11 protein-coding genes are annotated in these 16,720 nt (G+C 37.0%); 4 read left to right on the forward strand and 7 right to left on the reverse strand.

Translation table 11 applies throughout. The features are described 5' to 3' along the window. Positions 1–1,089 (forward strand): hypothetical protein (locus AC1DSK_RS15810; protein ID WP_477598365.1); only part of this gene is annotated, 1,089 nt, incomplete at its 5' end. 726 nt (positions 1,090–1,815) lie between these two features. On the opposite strand, the gene AC1DSK_RS15815 is transcribed toward AC1DSK_RS15810, so the two are convergent. The 6 genes from AC1DSK_RS15815 to AC1DSK_RS15840 all read right to left on the reverse strand — a co-directional run bounded on the left by AC1DSK_RS15815 (position 1,816) and on the right by AC1DSK_RS15840 (position 10,159). Then, the gene (locus AC1DSK_RS15815) at positions 1,816–4,269 is read right to left on the reverse strand and encodes an S-layer homology domain-containing protein (RefSeq protein ID WP_477598367.1); all 2,454 of its coding nucleotides are present in this window, start codon (positions 4,267–4,269) and stop codon (positions 1,816–1,818) included. A gap of 314 nt (positions 4,270–4,583) precedes the next feature. Next, entirely contained in the window at positions 4,584–5,966 is a 1,383-nt protein-coding gene (locus AC1DSK_RS15820) for an O-antigen ligase family protein (RefSeq protein WP_477546450.1), read from the reverse strand. A 6-nt stretch (positions 5,967–5,972) separates the two neighbouring features. Beyond that, on the reverse strand, positions 5,973–7,106 hold the full coding sequence (locus AC1DSK_RS15825; RefSeq protein ID WP_477546449.1) for a glycosyltransferase family 4 protein: 1,134 nt from the start codon (positions 7,104–7,106) through the stop codon (positions 5,973–5,975). Positions 7,107–7,166: 60 nt separating this feature from the next. Next, a complete protein-coding gene (gene galU / locus AC1DSK_RS15830; protein ID WP_477546448.1) occupies positions 7,167–8,039 on the reverse strand; it encodes a UTP--glucose-1-phosphate uridylyltransferase GalU in 873 nt (290 codons plus the stop codon). 14 nt (positions 8,040–8,053) lie between these two features. Next, positions 8,054–9,328, reverse strand: a complete 1,275-nt coding sequence (locus AC1DSK_RS15835; RefSeq protein ID WP_342542043.1) for a nucleotide sugar dehydrogenase — start codon at positions 9,326–9,328, stop codon at positions 8,054–8,056. 111 nt (positions 9,329–9,439) lie between these two features. Continuing rightward, entirely contained in the window at positions 9,440–10,159 is a 720-nt protein-coding gene (locus tag AC1DSK_RS15840; protein WP_477546469.1) for a WecB/TagA/CpsF family glycosyltransferase, read from the reverse strand. A gap of 291 nt (positions 10,160–10,450) precedes the next feature. Here AC1DSK_RS15840 and csaB point away from each other — a divergent pair, with 291 nt between their 5' ends. From csaB to murJ, 3 genes are read left to right on the forward strand one after another with little or no spacing between them, the layout of a single operon-like run. Continuing rightward, the gene (gene csaB, locus AC1DSK_RS15845) at positions 10,451–11,560 is read left to right on the forward strand and encodes a polysaccharide pyruvyl transferase CsaB (protein ID WP_477546447.1); all 1,110 of its coding nucleotides are present in this window, start codon (positions 10,451–10,453) and stop codon (positions 11,558–11,560) included. A 15-nt stretch (positions 11,561–11,575) separates the two neighbouring features. After that, positions 11,576–12,748, forward strand: a complete 1,173-nt coding sequence (locus tag AC1DSK_RS15850) for a glycosyltransferase family 4 protein (RefSeq protein WP_477546446.1) — start codon at positions 11,576–11,578, stop codon at positions 12,746–12,748. Positions 12,749–12,802: 54 nt separating this feature from the next. After that, positions 12,803–14,323, forward strand: a complete 1,521-nt coding sequence (murJ, locus tag AC1DSK_RS15855; protein ID WP_477546445.1) for a murein biosynthesis integral membrane protein MurJ — start codon at positions 12,803–12,805, stop codon at positions 14,321–14,323. A gap of 70 nt (positions 14,324–14,393) precedes the next feature. On the opposite strand, the gene AC1DSK_RS15860 is transcribed toward murJ, so the two are convergent. Further along, a complete protein-coding gene (locus tag AC1DSK_RS15860) occupies positions 14,394–16,475 on the reverse strand; it encodes an S-layer homology domain-containing protein (protein ID WP_477546444.1) in 2,082 nt (693 codons plus the stop codon). Positions 16,476–16,720: the final 245 nt, after the last annotated feature.

Below are 16,720 nucleotides of genomic sequence, written 5' to 3' on the forward strand. Positions count from 1 at the left end.
GATAAAGGTGAGTTTGAAGAAGATAATAATGCTCAACAAGCAGCAGAAGAGTTTTTAGAATTTGCAAAACTTAGATCAATTTATGTGGAAAATAAATTTACTCATAAAACATTTTTAGAGTATTTTACAGCATATTATATTTTTACTACAACTCATGCAAAAGGAAAATTTGAAGAACGTGATAGAATTATAAATGAATATATTGGGAAATCTTCTTGGACAGTAATATTAGAGCTATTAGTATGCAAAATAGATAAGCAACAAGTTGATTTTGAAATTATCGACAATTTAATAGAAAAACAAATTCAAGGCAAAGATATTAAGTCTGTAATGTTTTTCCTTCAAATTATGAAATATTTAAGAAATATTAGTCCGAAGATGACTAAGCGAATTATAGACATTTCTATAGAAATTCTAATATTAGAATATAGTGGTAGCCACAAAAACGACTATAAAGTTATCAATACATACTTTATAGGACTTTTAAATATTGAAAGATTTGCATTACATGTTATGGATCGTTTAATTGAGATACAAGATAGGGATATCAAAAAGCTTTATTATCAATTTATGTTAGAAAATAATCTAGACAGTCTTAAAATAAATATGGAAGAAATCGCTGAATGTTCAGAAGAAGATTCATTAATTTTTATTTTATACAAATTCCGATTTATTGATAATGATGGTAAATATTTAGAAAGACTAATAGAGTTTTATCATAAATTTGGAGAATATAATACTTTGAAAACGTATTCGCCAAGATTTAGTTACAACTTTATTAATGGTCGTGATAAGTTTAATTGGATTGTAGATTTTCTATTCTTTGAATACGATTTTAAAACATTCGATATAAAAATTAAACGTTTAATAAAAGTTGGTTTGCATACGAAAAAGATTTCAAAGGCTATAAATAGTTATACTTCTGAAATTGGATTAAGTGAGGATCAACTATTGTCCTACCTTCATGAAAAATCAACTGAACAAGTTAATAAGGTTATTTTAAATGCGTTAAATAAATTTTATAGATATAAGCCAGAGAAAAATGTAGGAAAAGTACCATACTATAAAGGACTTTTTAAAGATAATTAAAAATACTCGAATAAATAAAAGATGCCGTAAAAATTAGCCTGAATTCAATTATTGGAACTTTTAGTCTTACTCCAATTTACACTTGTTACGTGAAACCATGCACCATATGTTTAATGAATAGTTTCTAATATAAATTGTTATATATTTCCACAAAAAAAGCCCTTCTCATTTACGAGCTGGGCTTAATTTTCACATATATTTCGTCAAACTCTCAGGTGCACGTGCATGGCTTGCTTATTTCAATTTTTAAAAAAGATGATACAACCAAGCTAATGTGAATTCGTATTAAATCCCCAGCAAGTTCATTAAATTTTAGCACTAAATTATAATGATGGTATCGGTAGAGGTTCTTCATTAATTTATGCTTTATTATTATTGGATTCTATATACCTAAAATGTCCCATCAGAATTCCCTACACTTCTTGACATATTAAATAACATTTCATGAATTATATTAATACCACTAAACAAATGGATATGATAAAAATCATTCTAGTAAAAGGGATTAATAAATATAAAAAGGTTCTATAGGAAATAAATTCTTTAGAACCTAAAAGAGAGGTACTCTAAATGGCACCCTTTTTATGACTAATATCATGTAAATATATTTATAAGTGTTAATTCACAAAATTAAAGAACCTATATTTGTGTATTTTTGCAAAGAAAAAGGATTACTGATAATCAGTAATCCTTTACTCTTAGTAATAAAATTCAGATTTATTGTAATTACTTAGCTACGTTTACCGTAGTGTTAGCAGTAACAACGTTTCCTACAAGGTCAGAAACTAAAGCTGTATCTAAAGCTTTAACAGTGATTGTGCTGTTAGCAAGTTGATCAGCAGTAATCTTGTTAGTGATAGTTAAACGAACTTTGTTGTCTCCTGCAGTTACATCTGTGACTGCTGTTACAACATTCTTATTTCCAGCAACTGTTACTTCGAAACTCTTAGCAGCATCAGCAGCATCGAAACCAGTTGTTCCTAAAAGCTCTGAAAGTGAAAGTTCGATAGTTGCATCATCAACTAAGCTAGCTGTTGTTAATACTGGAGAAACATTTTCTTTGAAGTTATCTACTACAGTGAAAGGTTTAATCGCTACATTGTTTTCACCTTTAACAGCTGTGCTAACAGAGAAGTTACGATCTCCAGAAACTGTTACAACACCAGACTTAATAGTTAATTTAACTAGAGTTTTGTCGCCAATAAAGATTGGGTTTGAGAATACGCTAGATCCATCAACTTTATAGTTATCTGCATTTAAAGCAGAAGCAGACATTGGCTTGCTATATTTCACATAAGCAGTACCAGCTGGAACTTTAGTAACACCATCAGGAAGAGTGTCACCTGCTAAGAATAAAGCAGATACTTCAGGAGTAGTTGAGTCAACACTTGTACCTACATTGAATTTAACTTCAATAGCTTTAGCGTTTCCAGTAACTCCGTCAGAAAGTTTATCAGCAGCAAATACTACAGTATATGCTCCTGCGTCTTTACCAGTAACTTCAAGTTTAACTTGCTTCTTGTCTGTATCAACAGTAGCAGGTAAAGTAGTAGTCTTGTAAATATTGTCAGCAGTTACATATGATGCAGTAAAATTAGCATCCACAGCACTTACAGCCTTGTCAAATGTTAGTACTGCAAAAGTTTTTGCACCTTCAGTAACTACAGTTGTAGATTGAAGAGCTGGAGCAGCAGTTGTGAACGAAAGGACTTTCGTTACTGCAACACCATTAAGGTTAGCAGCATCTTTGAAACCATCAACAGTGATAGACTTTACATCACCATTTACGATACCAGCAATACCAGATACTGTTAATACATTTGTTTTAGCATCAAAATTTTGTGTTACTCCAGCTGCTGGAGTTCCATTAACAGCGATAGTAGCATAAACACCAGGAGCAGTAGCTACAACTGCTTCAGAGAATTGAACTTTTACAGTGTCAAGTCCTTGTGTTGAGATTGAATTAGCAACTGGCTTAGCTGTATCAGAAGAAGTGTTCTTAACAGTTACTTCAATTGGGTTTGCAATTAGGTTACCAGATTGATCTTTAGCACCTGTAATTACAACTTTATATTCTTTATTTAACTCAAGAGCACCTAAAGTTAAAGTAGATCCAGCTAAAGATTTAGTAACAGTAGTAGAAGCTACTAAACCATCATAAACAACAACTGAACCTTCTGTGCTTAACTCTTCACTGAAGTTTAGTTCAGCTACACCTGGTTTTGGATAAACAACACTATTGAATGCTGGACGTACATTATCAGCAAAAGTTAGAGTTTTAGTGAACTTAGCAGTTTTAACATTAGCATCTGCTTTAGTTGCAATTTCAGAAACAGTAGCAACTAAAGTCGTATCATTTGCTAGTGCATCTGAAAGTGTAATAACAACTGTTTTATTATCAGCTTGTAATTCATAAGTAGACGCTGTAATTGCATTACCTGCTGCATTTTTCAAACCTACAAATGTATAATTAGCAGGAGCTTCTGCTGCTGCTTTATTAACTTCTGTATTAAATTTAACTTCAAATTTCTTTGCGTTAATCGCACTTACAGATACTACTGTTGGAGTAGCAGGTACGAATGTTTCAGCACGGTAAACGAACAATGCGAATTGACCGCGAGTTACTTGATCACCAGTACCGAATTTAGTTGCAGTCAAACCTTTAGCTACACCAGCTTCATTTAAAGCATCAACATATTGTTTGAAAGTGTCAGACACGTCAGTGAATGGGAAAGCGTTTGTTGCATCACCTACGAATTTATAAGCGTTAGCAATGATTTTTGACATTTCTCCACGTGTAGTGAAATCGTTAGCGCCGAATTTTTCAGCTGTTTTACCAGAAACGATTTTCTTTTCAACTAGGAAGTTTACAGCCCATTGACGATCCTTAGGTACGTCAGTGAAACCAGCGTTTGCATAAGTTCCTGTTGGTGAAGCTCCTAGAGCTTTAGCGATCATTACTGCAGCATCTTGACGTTTGATTTTGTCGTCAGTACCGAATTTACCGTTAGGATATCCTTGTGAGATACCTTTAGTAGATAGGTAATCTACTGCTGTTTTGTATTGCTCTGCCACGTCCGAGAATGCAGCCGAAGCTACTGGTGCGATTGCAGATGCAACAAGTGTTGCTGTCGCTGCTGTTGCAACGAATTTTTTGTACGACTTTGGTTGATAAGCCATGTTAAGTATTCCTCCTGTTTTGTGTATAGTCTGTGTTTTGAGAACGGCAATACCGCATCAAAAATATTTCACAGTTTAAATTGTACCAACATTTGCAAGTTCACGCCAGTTTTTTCTATTTACCTAGTAAATATATATCTTCTGCGCAAGAAGAAAGGTTTATAGAAATGGCAGTAAAAGGACAAAGTTTTACAATTAAACTCCTATTTATTCTAACAGATTACATTTACATTTCAACTATTTTATAAAGATTACGTCAAATTAACTGTCGTTTTTTAGGAAATTTCAGATTTTTCTAGTCTAACAGCCTATTTTTATAGGTCTATTAGCTTCTCTCTGACATTTAACATCGCTAAAATGGATGCGATATAGATAGAAACTGCTGGTGCAGTCAATACATGTCCTGCTGTATATGCAATCCCCACTGCCAATAAGAAGGCCACCCCGTATAAAATATATAGATACGTAAAGTGAGTTTTAATATTTCGTACAAAATGTAGTAAAAACTTCCCTGTATACCAGAAGAATGGAGCCATTAAATAAAAGAAGCCAATCCATCCAAATGAATAGAACAAATCATGGAAGTCCATTTCAATCATTTTCAAGTCTTTTCCTGGTTCAGGTTCTTCATAGTTTCCTGCAAAGCCCATACCGAACAACTTTTGTGTGATTGGTGAAGAATTAAAATCTGCATTGAATTCTTTTTCATACTTTTCACGTGAACTGAAAATCAAGTTTTGAATTTGTTCATTTGTTATTTCGGGATCTTCTTCAATAATTTCTTCCCCGTTTTCATCAAATTGGGGTTCATCATTCTCAGAACCTCCAAAAGGATTAATATTCAAGATGTCAAAATGAGCGTACATATTTCCGAAAACAGGTGTAAATGGTGTTGCAGCTGCAAGTAAAACAATTAATCCGAAAGAAATGATTAAACTTGATTTTACTTGTTGCGTTCTAAGCTTCATGAACACATACATGATGATGCTACCAATCAGTACTGATAAAAGGACAACCAGTATTCCACCGTAACCAACCTTAGTTCCTAATGCCAGCATTCCTAGTGACAACATGACAAATGGAATCCAGAACCACGGTTTCTTAACATTCGTTGTTCGTTCGATTGCATACAGTGCAAGAATCGGCAAGATAATCGCCATAATTGCCCCTATTTCGTTTCCTGCATAGAACCAACCGGAGTAACCAACTTTGGTATGTGCATAGTTGGATAAACTCGTGCCAGTAAGCTGAGCTATGATAAATACTGCGCCGATAATAAAGCCTGCTAACCACATATATTTCGTCGTATGTTTCTCGATATCCCAATCACGTGCTTGTAATTGTTTATACACAATCATGAATCCAAGGAACACGATATTGAAATATACTACTTTATTGAAGAACTTTAATTCCTGGAATAGATAATAAGGATCTTTGACGCTCATATTCAGGAAAATATTAATACCAATAATTAGTGCTAAGCCAACTAGGTATATTATGTAGCCGCGTGCCAATTTATTCGAGCGGGCCATCCATAATAAAAATAAACCCATTGTTCCCATATAAGCAAAGCGGAGCATGACTCCGATTGTAATATTCGAGCCCAATAAAAGTTTGGACCCAGCTGTTAATACATCAATGACGGGTTGAAGCACAAGAAAAGCAATAAAATAGATTAGAAATTTAGTTTGATTCATGGCAAGTTAAAATCCTCTTTCGTTAGTTGTTTGTGGATTCAATTCATTAAAAATAGCTGAAAGCTTAGTTTGAATTGCTGTTTGTTCATATTGTAAGGCGGTTTCATAAGCTGCTTGAGAAATCTTTTCATATTCTTCATTTGACAGTTCATCAAATTTAACCAATAAATCTTTTAATTGAACAGCGTCCCCTGGGGTAAACAACCATCCATTTTGACCATCTTGAACATAATCCAGGATGCCCCCTATTGCACTAGCAAGAATCGGCGTTTTGCATGCCATTGCTTCAAGACCAACGAGACCCAGGCTTTCCCCTTTTCTGGTTGTCGGAAATATGAATGCTTCGATGACAGTATAGATATTCGCTAGATCAGATTGTTTCATCAAAGGATAGTGAATGATGACATCTTCAATGCCCAATGATTTCGCAAGTTCTTTAAATGCATCATCTTCTTTACCGGAGCCTACTGCAATAAAACGGGTACGGTCTCTTTCCTCTGGCTTTTCGTTCATATAAAACGAAATGGCCCGTAAATAATGATCCCAACCTTTTCCGACATCCAGTCTTCCAACATATCCGATATAACGGAAAGCAGGATCTAGTTTTAGTAGAGATAAAATATCTATACGTTGGTTTTTTTTCGGGTGGAAGACTTCCGCATTCACCCCACCCGATGGAAATACGCGTATAGGTGTTTTGACACCGTATTTTTGTTGCACTAATTTTTCGTAGTAATGAGAAGGTGTAATTATGAGTGATGATTGTTGAAGCAGTTTTTTAACTGCCGGTTGGTATTTTTCCTGTGAAGCAACTTCCGGTACCACATCGCTACCATGAACATTTGTCACAATTCGGACAGAAGGCTTCAGCTTTTTCAACCATAATAGAGGCATGGCATTATGAGAAGCATAGTGCACATAAATTGCATCGTAGTTTCCAGTTAAACCTTTTGATAAGATTTTGCTGTAATAAATAGCGTAACCCAATATTTTAGACAGTTTAGATGACTTCTTCTGCAAAACGGCTTTATCAACTTGAAAGCCTTCATTTTGTAAAATCTTTTCGGTGTTTTGTACAAAGACACCGTAACTTGGGAAGTTTGAGGATGGATACATATTGGCTACCAATAAAATCTTCATCTCTCATCCCCCTTTCCAATTAGTTCTAGACGCAAGTACATCGCGATTGCTCGCGATGTCTTATTCATACTGTTCAATTTTCTTTTTCATGTAGGCGATTAAATCATCTTTTAAATCTGGACGTTGCAGGGCAAATTCCAAAGTGGTTTCGACAAAACCAAGTTTTTCACCTACATCATAACGATTTCCTTCAAAAGCAAAGCCGTAAACGCCTTGTTCCCCGTTCAACTTTTCAATGGCATCTGTTAATTGGATTTCGCCACCCGCTCCTACTTCCATCTCATCTAAATACTTGAAGATTTCAGGAGTAAACACATAACGACCAATAATCGCCATATTTGAAGGAGCTGTACCTTGCTTCGGCTTTTCTACGAATTTACGAACTTTGTAACGTGAACCTATTTGTTCGCAAGGATCGATGACGCCATAACGGTGAGTTTCTGTTTCAGGAACTTCCATTACACCAATCACTGAGGAAGCCGTCTCTTCATAGTTTTCAATCAACTGTTTCAAGCAAGGTGTTTCAGCTTGGACAATATCGTCACCGAGTAAAACCGCAAAAGGTTCATCCCCAATAAACTTACGTGCGGTCCAAACAGCATGTCCCAATCCAAGGGGTGCTTTTTGGCGAATGTAATGAATTTCAACTTTTCCGGATTGTTGTACTTCTTCCAGTAAGTCAAATTTCTCTTTTGCATATAATGTATTTTCAAGAAGTGGCGCAGAATCGAAATGATCTTCGATGGCACGCTTGTCTTTCCCTGTAACGATGATAATATCTTCAATACCAGAAGCAATAGCCTCTTCTACGATATATTGAATGGTCGGTTTATCAACAATAGGCAGCATCTCTTTTGGCATTGCTTTCGTTGCTGGTAAGAAACGTGTACCTAAACCAGCTGCCGGAATAATTGCTTTGCGAACTTTTTTCATCAACAATGCCTCCCTTAATTCTTGGAATCACCTAAAAGATATACATCAAATCCAGCTGCTTCCCATTTCGCACGATCAATACAGTTTTTAGTATCGATGATGATATGGTTGGTCATATGTGATTTGATTTCCTCAGGATTCAAGTCTCTAAACGCTTGGTGATCAGTTAACACTAAAATCGCCGAAGCATGTTGAAGCGCTACAAATTGATCTTGTGTCTGTTCCGGCAAGTTGTTGTGTTTAATATGTGGATCGTATGCTGACAAACTCATTTGTCGCTCACGAAGCTGTTCCACTACATCAACTGAAGGACTTTCACGCATATCGTCAATGTTGCCTTTAAATGCTAATCCGAGTACAGCAATTTTCGGATCCTTAATGCCTTTTGCATTTAAAATATCTGCCGTTAATTGAGCAGTATAGGATGGCATGCCATCATTTGTTTGTCGTGACAAGTGAATGATCTTCGCTTGTTGCGGATCAAGTTCCACCAAGAACCAAGGGTCAACTGCGATACAGTGTCCACCAACACCAGGTCCTGGCATATGAATATTCACACGAGGATGGAAGTTAGCAAGCTTGATTGCCTCCCAAATATTCACTCCAATATTCTGTGCGATTTTTGCCAATTCATTTGCGAAAGCAATATTAACATCTCGGTATGTGTTTTCCATTACTTTTACAAGTTCAGCTGTCGTTGCATCGGTTTCATGCATCGTACCTTTTACGAATGATTGATAAAGTGCTGTCGTTTGTTTAGCTGACTCTACATTGACACCACCAATAATACGGTCGTTGGAAACCAATTCTTCAAATACCCGACCTGGGATAACGCGTTCAGGTGAATGTGACACTAACAATTCCATGCCAATTTCCAAGTTCGCCTTAATCAATTCAGGCATCATGACATCTTCTACCGTGCGTGGAGGAACAGTTGATTCCAAAATAACCAAGTTACCTTTTTCAAGGAAAGGTACTGTGGAAGCAGTAGCTATTCTTACATATTCTAAATCAGCTGTTTTGTCCGCTTTGATTGGTGAAGGAACAGCGATAATAAAGACATCAGCCTTGATTGGTTCTGTAGAAACAGTAAGTGAACCAGAATCAATCGCTTTATCCAAACGCTCCTGTAGACCGTTTTCTTCGATATGTAATTGTTTCTTTTGAATCATTTTGACCGTGTCTTCGTTAACGTCCACTCCGTGAACTTGGTGTCCATGATTTGCAAACATGACAGCAGTCGGTAATCCGATATATCCGAGTCCAACTACGCAAATGGTTTTTTTCATAAGTATTCTCCTTCTGAATGAAAATAAATTAGTTTCTTCTATTATAAGTGTGTTTTGTATTGGTCACTCAAGTACCGCAATTATAGGAACAGAAATCACACGATTTCAATGTTATTTCTTACCTATTAATACTCGCCATAAAAAGATCGGCAAGTTCATTTGACGTTTGATACGTGATGGGTTACTTGCCAAACGATATAACCATTCTAACCCAAACTTACGGAAAAGTGCGGGTGCTCTTTTGACCATTCCCGAAAATACATCAAAACTCCCACCGACCCCTTGAAAAACAAGAACGTTTGGAAGGTTTACCAGGTTCCTCTTTATCCATAGTTCCTGTTTTGGGCTGCCGAGTGCAACAAACAATATTTTGGCACCACTGTCATGAATACGTTGAACTAATGCCGATTCGTCTTTTTCATAGCCGTTTGTGTAACCCGCTACATTTAGAAGTGGTCTCTCTTTTTGAATCTCTGAAATCGCTTTAGTCACGACTTCTTCTTTTGCCCCATAAAAATAAACCGGATGGCCATGTGATGCGGCGAAGTCCAGTAGTTTCCCCATCATGTCTACCCCAGTAACACGGGAAGTAATCTTGCCACCTCTTAGTTTTGATGCCAATAGGATACCAACGCCATCAGGAATCTGGAAAGTTGATTCATTAATTAACGTTTTCACTTGTGGATCCCGATTTGCCGTAATGACTTTTTCCGGGTTTACGGCGATAATTGTTGACTGCTCATGGCGAGCCATTTTTTGTTGCAATTCACTGATAATTCCTTCATATGTTAATGGCGATACATCCACGCCTAAGTAGGTCTCTTTCACTATTTACAGCCTCATTTCGTTCACATTCAATTGATATAGTATAGCAGATTCTTTGTTTAGTTGCATAGCATCCGTGACAAGTGATAAAATTTGGACATAAGACGCTTTCACTTCGTTGTGAAAGCTTTTGTTATGGAAATTAAAAAGATAAATTTCTGTTATTATTATGTCTAGCTACAAGCGCCAGCTCACACTTAAGCTTCAGAAACTCATTCGGAAACAGGTTTCCGATTCGTTTCTTCCAGCGTTGAGCTATAGTGGCGCTTTCCGCTTTTCTTAAGAGGAGGACTTCATTTGAAAATTGTATTATCCGGCTTCTATGGTCTTGGTAACACAGGAGACGAAGCGATACTAAAAGCGATCGTAGATAATCTTCGTTCTGAATTAAACAATCCTGAGATTACGGTGTTTTCCCTATCGCCTGAATTAACAGCGAAGGAACATGGCGTGAAATCTGTTTATCGTGGATGGAGACATCAAAATAAGGAAAAAGTAAAGGCGTTGCGTAATGCAGACTTATTGATTTCCGGTGGTGGCGGCTTGCTTCAAGACACCTACCCAACGAAGTTTTTATTCGGCCCGCTACCTTATTATTTACTAATTGTGTTCTTAGCTAAACTTTGCGGAGCAAAAGTAATGTTCTTTTCACAAGGAATCGGCCCCGTTACCTCTACATGGGGTAAGATTTTGATGAAAACCTTTGCTAACCTGGCTGACTTCGTCACGGTCCGTGACCAATATTCAAAAGACTATTTGCATTCACTCGGTGTTAAGCGACCTGAAACAGTGGTGACTGCTGATATCGTTTTCGCATTCCGAGCAGATGAAGAAAATTCGGCATATGATTCACTTCCTTTAAAAGGTGACGAAAAAATCGTTGCCGTTACTGTACGTCCATGGTTTGAGCATCCGGACTACATTGAAAAGATGGCTCATTTATTAGATGAGTTAATTGAACAACGTGGCGTTACACCGGTTTTCGTTCCAATGGAAGGAAAATATGATGTACCTGCTTCCAACGATGTATTGTCACATATGAAACACGCAGACAAAACGTATATGCTTGGTTCGGATTTTTCACCAAATCAATTCCTGAACTTTATCCGCCATGCGGATTTAACTGTCGGCTTGCGTTTACATGCTTTAATATTCTCAGCACTCAGCAATGTTCCTCATCTTGGGTTCAGTTACGATAAGAAAGTAGAAAGCTTCCTAAAACGTTCTGGCATGTGGGACTACTCATTCCGTTTAGGTGAAATTGATCAGGCAAAACTTCTTGAGAATGCCCTTTATTTACTGGACAACAAAGAAGCTGCACAGAAAACAATGGAACCTAATGTCGATCAACTTCGTCGTGAAGCTATGCGCAACTTGGATTTATTAAAAGAAAAATTCGGAAACTAAAGGAGATTGTCATTCATGAAAATTTTATTAGTCACGTCGTATGACTATCCTCATTTAGGTGGCCTTTCGACACATATGACAACATTACAATCCGGGCTTGAAGCTCGTGGACATCAAGTGGATACTTTATCTTTCTCTGATGTACCAAAATGGAAACGTGATTTTATTGCACGTGGTCCGTCGTTTATTTTAAACAAGATTTCTTTAGGTGCTGGTTATGTGTGGACGTTAGAACGTCGCCAGGCATTCCTCGAAAAAATGTTACGTGAAGATAAATATAAAGCGTATGACGTAGTTAATGCGCAAGACGTATTCGCCACTCGCGCTTCTCTTGCAGCAGGTCTTCCGACTGTTACCACTGTTCATGGTTATTTAACGTATGAAGGTATTTCAAAAGGATCTGTTGCTGAAGGATCAAAACATGCGGACAAGCTAATGGCAGTAGAACGTGTAGGATACACGGCTACGCGCGAAGTAATCACGGTTGATACACGCATTAAAGATTATGTGAAGCGTGAAACAGGCGTTGACGGAACGATGATTAAAAACTTCATTGATGTAGATTCATTTAAACCAGAAGTTGAACGTCGCCGTGAATTCCGTGACAAATATGGCTTAAATCAAGATGAACTTATCTTCTTTGTTCCACGTCGATTAACTCGTAAAAATGGCGTTATCTATCCAGTATTGTCATTCCCACCTGTTTTGGAGAAGTTCCCGAATGCTCGTGTACTATTTGCAGGCACAGGTGAAATGTTTGATGAAATAAAATCTAAAGCTGCAGAACTTGGCGTAGCAGACAACGTTACATTACTAGGCGCCGTTGCTCATAAAGACATGATTGAATACTTTGCTCTAAGTGATGTTGTATTAGTTCCTTCTATATACAGTGCAGGAGTTGAAGAAGCGACATCCATTTCTGCTCTTGAAGCAATGGGCTCAGGTGTACCACTAATCGCTTGTGCTGTTGGTGGATTGAAAGAAATTGTTGACCATGAAAAAGATGGTCTGCTTGTCGAAGAAAGAAACATTGAAGATCTTTCAAATGCCATGATTCACCTTCTTGAAAACCGTGAACAAGGTTCACAGCTGGCTGATGCTGCGCGCAAAAAAATCGTGGACCAGTATTCTCATTACGCAGCTGCCGAAAAATATGAAAGCATCTATAAACGTGCAATCTCTAAATAATCTAAGGCTCCTTGCTCCTATAGCAAGGAGTTTTTCTAAATAGGTAGGTGTAAGATGAGTAACTTGAAGAAAGCCGCGTTATGGTCAACAGGACTTGCTTTATTACTGAAATTATCAGGGTTCGTTCGTGAATCAGTAGTCGCGAATGAGTTTGGGGTATCAAATGAAACAGATGGCTACTACCTCGCTTTCAGTTTTATTACATTAGTGGTGGCCATGATATCTACAGGCTTCAATAATGTATTTTTGCCAATGTATATTAAACGTAAAAAAACAGGATTGGATACTAGTGAACAAAATGCGAATGCCCTCCTGAACTACACAATGGTCATCTTTGGTTTTATCAGTATTTTGGGATGGTTTTTTGCGAAACAGTTTGTTCCCGTCATTTATCCCAATATGAAGGCAGGCATAGAGCCATATGCCGTTGAAATGACTCAGATTTTCTTTGCATTCATGATGTTAATCGCGTTAACCGGACTACTGGATTCCTATCTTCAGTCCCGGCGCATATTTGTACCTTCACAATTAGCGAAGTTGTTAGCTACATTGATGGCAGCCATTTTTGCCATTTTCTTCAGTGATGTATGGGGAATTTATTCACTGGTCTACGGATTTGTATTCGGAACAATTTTAGGTGTGGTTATTCAGTTATACTTCCTAGGTCGTTCCGATTATAAATGGCGTATGGATTTCACAATGGAGCCGGATTTCAAAAAAGCCTTCATTATATTGATTATCCCTTCTTTATTGAACTCTGTGGTTGGGCAAATAAATCTGTTCGTCAATAAAGCTTTCGCATCTGGTGAGGGTGTCGCTGACGGTGCTGTTACTTATTTAAACAACTCCTCGCTTCTGATTAGCATACCAAATGCGATTTACGCGACGACTCTAGCCGCGATTATATTCACTTTGATGAGTGAACAAACGGAAGATATTAAGAAATTTAAAGATACTTTTTTCCGTGGTATGGAAATTTCTCTTGTTACGTTGTTACCAATTACGGTGGGTTTATTGGTTGTTGGTGACGCTGCTGTATCATTCATTTATGAGCATGGAAAATTCTCAGCGCAAGATACAGATAATACGTATATTGCCTTGTTATTTTACCTACCAATTATCGTTTTCCAAGGCATGCAATTGATTCTATCCAAATCGATGTATGCTCGCGGAAAAACAGCTGTTGTATTCCGAATCAGTGTCACTACAATTTTATTAAATTTCTTATTAAACTGGTGGTTAGTTGATGATTACGGCTACCCTGCACTCGCCGTCGCAGCGTCCGTCGTCAGCATTTACTACTTTACGGTGTCTATGATTGTGATTTACAGAGATTTAGGAATGTCAGAGTTTGCTCGATTTGCTCGTATGAGTGTCAGAGTAATCATACCTGCAGTCCTCATGGGGCTTGTGGTTTGGGGAGCTAAGATTGCTTTAGGTGCAGAGGATTGGTATTCGCTAATCCAACTAGCGGTGCTTGTGCCAATAGGGGTTATTGTATATGCTATGACTTTAAGAGTCACATACCCTACTGGATTTAATCGCATGTTAAGTATGGTTAAGAGATCAAAATGATGTAAAAAGGCTTTTGGCATTTTGCCAAAAGCCTTTTTACATTTAAACTTAATTAAATAACCAGTCATCTTTAAGGATATTCAATGACATTTACTACATCTGAGCGAATCCATCCATACTCTGCATCAATTCTATCAGAAATGATTTTATACCAATTATATCCGTCAGCACCTTTAACAGTTTCTACGATTGTCACGGGATAACCTAATGGATAACCCTTGCCAGTTTCATCCCCTTCAAAAACGCCAACATTACGAGCTTGATAGGTAAACAAAGTGTTAGAACTATCTTTTGCCTCTGGAGAAGTTCTTACGTTTATCGTTGTTGGGGATCCATATTTAGTAAAGCCTATTTTTTTATAGTTATGTAGGTCTTTACCGCCCATTTCTTTATCCATGCTATAGTAGCGATATCCCGCTTTTGCTCCCCAAGTTGGATCTGAAGCATAATTCACATTAAATCCTGTAGTTTTGTTTCCGAATGCTGCTCCTTGGTTTTTCTGAACATACGTCGCCTGAGGTTTTGGATCTATGTAATTCAAATTCCAAAACTTCTCTATTAATATTTTCACGCTCTCACTAGGTGTTGCAAACGTGCCTTGAGGAGGACAGAGTTTATTTAGTGAATCATATTTATATAAGCCAAATAGATTGTTACACTTTTGAGCAGTTTCACTCATTCCGTAATCACTTTCATGCATTCCAAGAGACAGAATCATTAATGCGTTTACTCGTTGAGTTTTTTCCACTTCCTTTAACTGCTGACCTAAACCAATTAGTTTAGATTTGGTAGTGGCATTTGCATATCTGATGTCTACCTTTTCTTTTTCAGCCAACACTTTCATAATATACGCATCAATCTCTTGAGCTGTGTAATTGGTTTTAGTTCTTGCGGAGAGGTATTGGAAATAAGGTACATTTATACCAACACTAGCTCCAGTACTGTTAGAAAAATGAATGCCATCATGGCTATAATAATGTATACCTTGATCCATAAACTCTGGCGCTGGACCTACAATATAACTTGTCAGGCTATTTTTATTATGATACATAATAAAGTGTATTAGCGTCCCGTAACTACTCACTTTGTAATGATCTCTTTTCTCTTTAGTTACTAATGACAGAGGAATCATTTCAGTTTGAGAATGTTTCACATAACCGATTGTTGCACCGACTTGAACCTTAATATACTTCTCATTCGAACCAATATATCGCATTTCACGACCATGCTCAATATAAGTTACTTGCTTTGTAAATTCCGGATCTAAATAAACAGTGGTTACCTCACGTTCGATTCCTTTGAAGTTATTCCCATAGGCAATTCCTTGTTTAACACGTATTATTTCACTGCCATTGTACATGACTTGGTAGGCAGTTGAATTATTAAATGCCATTGCCGCATCATTGTATTCTGTATATATTTTACTAACTCTTTCTATCTTTCCATCTTGAATACTTGCTAATTGAAATCCTGATGCTGGATCAGTTGGCTCACCTGGATTTCCYCCCACAGGTGGCACATAGCTCTCTTTCGCTTCTAAGAAACGTACGATAAATGCGGCAGCCTGCGCTCTAGTCGTATTAGATTTTGGTTCAAATCTCATTGTCCCATCGTCATTCGGAATACCGTTTATAATTCCGTAATTAGTTGCATGAAAAATTGCTAATTTCGTTGCTGATGTCATTAAACTAGCATCTGAAAAAAGTGTTTCCTTTTTTACTAATTCCATTTTACTGTAGATCAATGCATTTTCAATGGTCAAAGCAACTTGCTCACGTGTAATCAAGGCATCAGGATTAAATCTATCTGACGTTACGCCTTGCATAATACCTGCACCAGCCACAGCATTAACTGAAGTAGCCAATGTCATATTTGGTGTAACATCTTTAAAAGTGGCTTGTGCTTCAGGTAAATTCAAAGCCCTTTTTATGAATGCTGCAAATTGAGCACGTGTTACTTGTTCTTCTTGGCCGTATTTTCCTTCTCCATAACCTAACAAAATTCCCCGTTTAACAGCTTCTCTCATCTCAGGTGCTAAAGTACCGGTAATATCATCATGGCTATCGGCTTTTACTTTTTGTGTCGTCAATAACATCGTAAATGCCAACGTGAACATGACCACAAGAAGCAAACCCTTCTTTATATGTTTCATTCTCATTTCCTCCAATTATTGTGACTATTTCCATTTTAATAGAATAATTGGTATAATAAAAGGTTTTTTGGGTAATTATAAAATAGATAAAGATTTTTACCCATAAAATGGAACAAAATGAAAAGCCATTCGTCTAAACTAGTACGAATGACTTCTTATTAATTAAAAGGTTTAACCCTACAAAATTTGGGGATATTAATAATAAAAAAAGCCATTTGCCTTATTAGACAAATGACTTCGAACAT

The sequence above is a fragment of the Paenisporosarcina sp. P4_B8 genome (genome assembly GCF_056402175.1).